Genomic DNA, 1,819 nt, shown 5'->3' on the forward strand with positions numbered 1-1,819 from the left:
GTCCGCACCTCGGCCCCGGCCCACCAGGCGCCGAGGAGGACCCCGGCGGTGAGCCAGTGGGCGGGCAGGTCGCACACCACCACGTCCCCGGGCGCGACCGCGACCTCGTCCCGCAGCAGACCGGCGATCTTGGCGGCCCAGTTTGCCGTGGAGACCACGGACAGCTCGATCCGCGAGGGTGCAGCGAGGTCGTAGTGGGTGACCAGGGGCGCACCCGGGTCCGCCGCGAGTAGTGGTTGGAGCACGGTGTCTGCGGCGGTGGTCACGGGGCGTCCTCCGAGAGGTCGGTCGGGGTTGGGTCAGTTCACGGCGGTTCGGTCAGTTCACACAGGGGACGTCCGAGCCGCCGGCGTCGAAGGTCGGACGCTGTGCGATCGAGGGTGGCAGAGGCGCGTAGTCGGTGGTCTCGGGGGAGTAGGACTCGGTCGCGGTGGCATCCCCCGTGGGTCCGCTGTAGTCCTCGGCCAGCACCACGCGGACGGTGCCGGGCGGCACCGCGGGATCCACCTGGACGGGCAGTCCGCCGAGCGCGTCGGAGACCGCGAACGCGGCGGGGTCGTCAGCCGATCCCGCCGCGACGTGTGAGGTGTAGGCGGCGGCGGGATCGGTGAGCAGGTCCCCGACCCCGTACCCGAGTTCGGACAGTGAACCGGAGACCCGGGCGGCGAGCCCGTCGATCGCCGTCGTGTTGACCACCGACACCGCGACGGCCGCCGGGTCGACGCCGGGCGTGTCGGTCGGGGTCTGGTCCTCGTCCGCGTCCTCGGCACTGGCGAATCCGCCGACGAACTCCGCGACCTGGGCGGGGTCGACCGTGACGATGGACTCGCCCCACTCGGTGAAGGAGTCGATGCTGGTCACCGGAATGGTCTCGAACCGGACGTTGCCGCCGCTGATGTCCTGCAGTTTCATCGCGAAGTCGACGAAGTCCCAGTTCTCGTCGATGACGAATGAGCGTCGGGCCGCATCGACGAGGGCTCCGAGCTTCGTCGGGTCCGCGAGGGTGCCCGCGGACAAGGTCTTCTTGACCAGCTGGGACATGAACGCCTGCTGGCGGACGATCCGGTCGAGGTCGCCCGCGGGCAGGTCGTGCCGCTGTCGGACGAAGCTCAGGGCGTCCGAGCCGGACACGGTCTGGACCCCGGCCCGGAAGTTCGCCCCGGAGAGCGGTTCGTCGACGTCCTCGTTCAGACACACCGGGACGCCGCCGACGGCGTCGGTGAGCAGCACGAATCCCAGCAGGCCTATCTCCGCGTAGTGGTCGGCCTGCACGCCTGTGAGATCCCGGATGGTGTTGATCAGCCCGTTGCGGCCGGCCTGGACGGCGTCGCGCTGGTCCTGCTCGGTGACCGCGCCGTCGGGGGCCTCGGCCGAGGCGCGGTCCAGGTAGGCCTGCTTGTACCCGGCGTAGACCCCGTTGATCTTGCTGCCCCCGATCTCCCGGGTCTCCACGTAGACATCCCGCGGAATGGAGATCGCGGTCGCCGAGCTCCCGTCCTCCGGGATCCGGATGAGCAGGATGGTGTCGGTGTTCTCACCCTCGTCCTCACCGGTCCGGATGGTGGCGAGCTCCTCCTGGCTGAGGGCGTTGCCCTGGGCGTCGGTCCGGTTGTCCGTGCCGACCAGGAGGATGTCGACGGCACCGTCGAGCCCGCCGTCCCCCATGTCGAGGCCGCCGGCGGAGGACAGGTCGGAGCTCAGACCGTTGAACAGCGACCAGCCCACACCGGTGACCAGGAGGCAGAAGACGGAGACGAGGGCGGCGAGGGCGCGGGCGATCCGCGACCCCACCGGCCGGGAGGGGGTCGCGTGGCGCCGG

At 71.0% G+C, this 1,819-nt stretch carries 2 protein-coding genes; both read right to left on the reverse strand.

Translation table 11 applies throughout. The annotated features are described in order from the left end of the window. Window positions 1–266, reverse strand: a 266-nt coding sequence (locus G6019_RS16470) for a TIGR03089 family protein (protein ID WP_309230342.1), incomplete at its 3' end; no start/stop codon positions are given. Window positions 267–318: 52 nt separating this feature from the next. Beyond that, a complete protein-coding gene (locus G6019_RS16475; RefSeq protein ID WP_182612399.1) occupies window positions 319–1,791 on the reverse strand; it encodes an LCP family protein in 1,473 nt (490 codons plus the stop codon). Window positions 1,792–1,819: the final 28 nt, after the last annotated feature.

Origin of the sequence: Dietzia sp. DQ12-76 (assembly GCF_014145045.1) — a bacterium.
Taxonomy (GTDB): Bacteria; Actinomycetota; Actinomycetes; order Mycobacteriales; family Mycobacteriaceae; genus Dietzia.